Consider the following 4,812-nt stretch of genomic DNA (forward strand, 5'->3'; position numbering starts at 1 on the left):
GGCCGTGGGTCGGCGGGGCCGGACGGCGGCGCGGTCTCCTGCGCTCTCGCCTCGCGGGCCTGTTCGTCGCTCTCCATGGTCGCCATGTGCGGCGCCTCCGTTGCTGCCGTCGGCCGGTTCACTTCGCGCCGAGTGCCTTCCGCAGCGCGGCGAGGTTGGACTGCATGACCTCGATGTAGTCATCGCCCTTGGACTTGTCCGTAATTCCCTCCAGCGGGTCCAGGACATCGGTCTTCAGTCCTGAGTCCGCGGCGATGGTCTTGGCGGTCTTGTCGCTGGCGAGTGTCTCGAAGAATACGGTGCTGACCTTGTCCTGCTCGGCGATGGTCTCCAGTTCCCTGACCCGGGCGGGGCTGGGCTCGGCCTCGGGGTCGATACCGGCGATCGCCTCCTGCTCCAGGCCGTAGCGCTCGGCGAGATAGCCGAAGGCGGCGTGGGTGGTGATGAAGGTCTTGGTGGCGGTGTCCGTGAGGCCCTGCTTGAACGCGGTGTCGAGGCCGCCGAGCTGGCCGACCAGCGTGTCCGTGTTCTTCTGATACTCGGCGGAGTTGTCCGGGTCGGCCTTCTCCAGGGCCGCGCCGACGCCCTTGGCGACCTCGGCGTATCTCACCGGGTCGAGCCAGATGTGCGGGTCTCTGCCGTCCGTGGCGGCCTCCTCCTCGCCCGCGTGTTCCTCACCGGCGTGCTCGTCGCCGCCGTGCGCGTGTCCGACTTCGGTGCCGTGCTTCTCCAGGGTGGTGAGGGTGGCCGCGTCGACGACGGTCCGCACGCCGGACTGGGCGATGGCCTCGTCCACGGCGGGCTGGATACCCTTGAGATACAGAATGACGTCCGCTTCGCCCAGCTCGGCGGCCTGCCGGGGCTTGAGCTCGAGATCGTGCGGCTCCACACCCGGCTTGGTGAGGGTGGTGACGGAGACGTGATCGCCGCCAATCCGCTGGGCCAGGAACTGCATGGGATAGAACGACGCGGTGACCGCGAGCTTGTCACCGCTCGTCTTGTCGGCGGCGTCGGAGGAGGAGCAGGCGGACAGCGCCACCAGGCCGAGCGAGACCGCTCCGGCGAGGGTGGCGGTGGGTATCAGGCGTCGTACGTTCATGACAGTCATTTTCAACAAAACTGGAAACGATTGTCAACAAGGGATGGGTATGTCTCTTGTCCCGTACCGATTTGATCGAAGGGGTGCGACCGCCGCTAATCTGAAGCATTCGCGTTCGTCGTCGTAATGAAGAGAGCACCGTGGCCGCCGACAAGATCGACACCATCGTCAACCTGAGCAAGCGCCGTGGCTTCGTCTACCCGTCCAGTGAGATCTACGGTGGACAGCGCGCCGCCTGGGACTACGGGCCGCTCGGAGTCGAGCTGAAGGAGAACATCAAGCGTCAGTGGTGGCGCTACATGGTCACCTCGCGCGAGGACGTCGTCGGTATCGACTCGTCGGTGATCCTGGCCACCGAGGTCTGGGAGGCGTCGGGGCATGTGGCGACCTTCACCGACCCGCTGACCGAGTGCACCTCCTGCCACAAGCGGTTCCGCGCGGACCATCTGGAAGAGGCGTACGAGGAGAAGCACGGCAAGGCTCCCGCGAATGGCCTCGCCGACCTCAACTGCCCCAACTGCGGCAACAAGGGCACCTTCACCGAGCCCAAGCAGTTCTCCGGTCTGCTCTCCACCCACCTCGGCCCCACCCAGGACACCGGTTCGGTCGCCTATCTCCGGCCCGAGACCGCGCAGGGCATCTTCACCAACTTTGCGCAGGTGCAGCAGACTTCGCGCAAGAAGCCGCCGTTCGGTATCGCGCAGACGGGCAAGTCCTTCCGGAACGAGATCACTCCGGGCAACTTCATCTTCCGCACCCGTGAGTTCGAGCAGATGGAGATGGAGTTCTTCGTCAAGCCGGGCGAGGACGAGCAGTGGCAGGAATACTGGATGGAGCAGCGCTGGAACTGGTACCGCGACCTGGGTCTCCGCGAGGAGAACATGCGCTGGTACGAGCACCCCAAGGAGAAGCTCTCCCACTACTCCAAGCGCACAGCCGACATCGAGTACCGCTTCCAGTTCGGCGGCAGCGAGTGGGGCGAGCTGGAGGGTGTGGCCAACCGCACCGACTACGACCTGACCGCGCACTCCAAGGCGTCCGGCCATGACCTGTCGTACTTCGACCAGGAGGCCGGCGAGCGCTGGACTCCGTATGTGATCGAACCGGCCGCCGGTGTCGGCCGCGCGATGCTCGCCTTCCTGCTCGACGCGTACAACGAGGACGAGGCGCCCAACGCCAAGGGCGTGCTGGAGAAGCGCACCGTGATGCGGCTCGACCCGCGTCTCGCGCCGGTCAAGGTGGCCGTGCTGCCCCTCTCCCGCAACCCGCAGCTCTCGCCCAAGGCCAAGGGCCTCGCCGAGGACCTGCGGCGCAACTGGAACATCGAGTTCGACGACGCGGGCGCCATCGGCCGCCGCTACCGGCGCCAGGACGAGATCGGCACCCCGTTCTGTGTGACCGTCGACTTCGACACTCTCGACGACAACGCCGTCACCGTGCGCGAGCGCGACACGATGAAGCAGGAGCGTGTCTCGCTGGACCAGATCCAGAGCTACCTGGGCGGTCGGCTCCTCGGCTGCTGACGGGTCACGGTCGTGGCTCGAAGCCCCCGGTTCCGCCACGGAACCGGGGGCTTCGTTGCACACTGGGCGCACGCGTCAACAGGAGGCACGGATGCCGTCCCCGACCACCAGCAAGGTCAGCAGATGGGATCAGCATGGGCGTGAGCATGTCGTACGCGTCCAGAAGGCGGGCGTGCAGCGGTCGTTGGTCTGCGACACCTGCGGCTGGCAGAAGAACGCCCAGTTCCTGCCCTGGCTGAAGGCACAGGAACATCTCACCGAGGCCCACCAGGCCACGGTGGACCCGGCCGGCGGCTGACGGGCGGGCCACAGGAGCGGGCCCGGGGGCCCTGGGACCGGCTCGGCGCCGGCGCTCAGGGCCCGCCGCTCGTGGCCTGCTGCTCATGGCTGCTCAGGGGCTGCCTCATGGCCGCAGTCCGCGCAGCACCAGATCGCAGACGGCGGTGAACTCGGCGTCGATGGTGGGCTTCTGCCACTCCGGGGCGTACGACGGGTCATGGAAGCGCGCGGTCGCCGCGAAGACCGCGCCCGCCGTGCTCGCCGGATCGTCCGCGGCGAACTCGCCCGCCCGCACGCCCTCTTCGACGATCCGGGTGAGCTGCCGGGTCAGCTCGGTTATATGGGCGTCGACCACACCGCTGCTCTCGCCGATGAGCACCGAGAAGGTCGCGAACAGCTCGGGGTCGTCCCCCGCCTTGTGGCGCTTGGTGTCGAACAGCGTCAGCAGCCAGTCACGCAGCTTCTCCGGCCCCGGCCCGGGACCCGGCCGCTCCGTCGGCTCCCCCTCCCGCACGGCTCCTGTCCCGGCCCCCTCCTTCCGCGCGGCGTCGGTGATCCGGGCCAGGGCAAGCTCCGTACGGGTCAGCCAGCGCGCGGTGACCGCCTCGCGCAGCGCCGCCTTCGTACGGAAGTGCCGGTAGACACTGCCATGGCTGACGCCCAGCGCCCGGGCCACATCGACGACCGTGGCTTTCGCCGGGCCGTAGCGGCGCAGCACCTCCTCGGTGGCTTCGAGGATGCGCTCGGCGGTCAGGGTCTCGGGGGTCACGGGATCCGACCTTTCATGACCGGTACGGCGAGGGGCTCGTACGACGGGACGCGACGGATGACATTACCTGCCAGGTCCGGAGACGGGGACCGGCAGCCTCAGGGGGTATCTCGCCCGGTGTCTCGCCCTGTCGGCCTCCACCGGCGGCCCGTGCTCAGCGCTCGCTGTCGAGATGTGACATCTGGGCGGCCGAATAGCGGTCGCCGGCCGCAGCGCCCGGCGGCACGGCCCGCTCGATCGCGGCCAGATCCTCCGCGTCGAGCGTGACCTCGACGGCGCCCAAGGCCTCGGCCAGCCGGTCCTTGCGGCGCGCGCCGACCAGCGGCACGATGTCCTCGCCGCGCGAGAGCACCCAGGCGATGGCGGTCTGGGCGACGGTGACGCCCTTCTGCTCGGCGATCTTGCGCAGGGACTCCACCAGACCCAGATTGTGCGTGAGGTTCTCCCCCTGGAAGCGCGGGCTCGTGGAGCGGAAGTCGCCGGGCCCCAGCGCCCGGTCACGGGTGAAGTGGCCGCTGATCAGTCCGCGCGAGAGCACTCCGTACGCCGTGACGCCGATGCCCAACTCCCGGACCGTGGGCAGGATCTCGGCCTCGATGGAGCGCGAGATCAGTGAATACTCGATCTGGAGGTCGGCGATGGGGGCGGTGGCGGCCGCGCGGCGGATGGTCGCGGCGCCCGCCTCGGAGAGGCCGATATGGCGGACATGGCCGGCCCGGACCAGCTCGGCGATGGCGCCGACCGTCTCCTCGATCGGGACATCGGGGTCGATCCTGGCGATCCGGTAGATGTCGATGTGGTCGGTGCCGAGACGCCGCAGGGAGTACGCGGCGAAGTTCTTCACCGCCGCCGGGCGGCCGTCATAGCCGGTCCAGCCACCGTCCGGATCACGCAGCGCCCCGAACTTGACGCTGGTCAGGGCCTGTTCGCGCGCGGCGGCGGGGGCGGTGCGCAGCGCCTCGCCGATCAGCAGCTCATTGTGGCCCACTCCGTAGAAATCGCCCGTGTCGAGCAGGGTGATGCCCGCGTCCAGGGCGGCGTGGATGGTGGCGATTGATTCGGCGCGGTCCGCTTCCCCGTACATCGCGGACATGCCCATGCAGCCGAGGCCGAGGGCGGACGTGCGGGGCCCGGTGGCGCCC

The 4,812-nt window shown here is 68.7% G+C and carries 5 protein-coding genes; 2 read left to right on the forward strand and 3 right to left on the reverse strand.

Translation table 11 applies throughout. The features are described 5' to 3' along the window. Positions 1 to 118 precede the first annotated feature (118 nt). A complete protein-coding gene (locus tag WH07_RS27680; RefSeq protein ID WP_046505680.1) occupies positions 119 to 1,099 on the reverse strand; it encodes a metal ABC transporter substrate-binding protein in 981 nt (326 codons plus the stop codon). Positions 1,100 to 1,239: 140 nt separating this feature from the next. Here WH07_RS27680 and WH07_RS27685 point away from each other — a divergent pair, with 140 nt between their 5' ends. Continuing rightward, positions 1,240 to 2,622: a glycine--tRNA ligase gene (locus WH07_RS27685; RefSeq protein ID WP_046505683.1), complete on the forward strand. Its 1,383-nt coding sequence runs from the start codon at positions 1,240 to 1,242 to the stop codon at positions 2,620 to 2,622. Between the two features lie 91 nt (positions 2,623 to 2,713). Further along, a complete protein-coding gene (locus WH07_RS27690; protein ID WP_046505686.1) occupies positions 2,714 to 2,920 on the forward strand; it encodes a hypothetical protein in 207 nt (68 codons plus the stop codon). A 105-nt stretch (positions 2,921 to 3,025) separates the two neighbouring features. Here WH07_RS27690 and WH07_RS27695 read toward each other — a convergent pair whose 3' ends face one another. Then, positions 3,026 to 3,670: a TetR/AcrR family transcriptional regulator gene (locus WH07_RS27695; RefSeq protein ID WP_046505689.1), complete on the reverse strand. Its 645-nt coding sequence runs from the start codon at positions 3,668 to 3,670 to the stop codon at positions 3,026 to 3,028. Between the two features lie 154 nt (positions 3,671 to 3,824). After that, a partial coding sequence (locus WH07_RS27700) for an aldo/keto reductase (protein WP_046505692.1) occupies positions 3,825 to 4,812 on the reverse strand: 988 nt, incomplete at its 5' end.

This window comes from Streptomyces odonnellii (assembly GCF_000981895.1).
In the GTDB taxonomy this organism is placed as follows: domain Bacteria; phylum Actinomycetota; class Actinomycetes; order Streptomycetales; family Streptomycetaceae; genus Streptomyces; species Streptomyces odonnellii.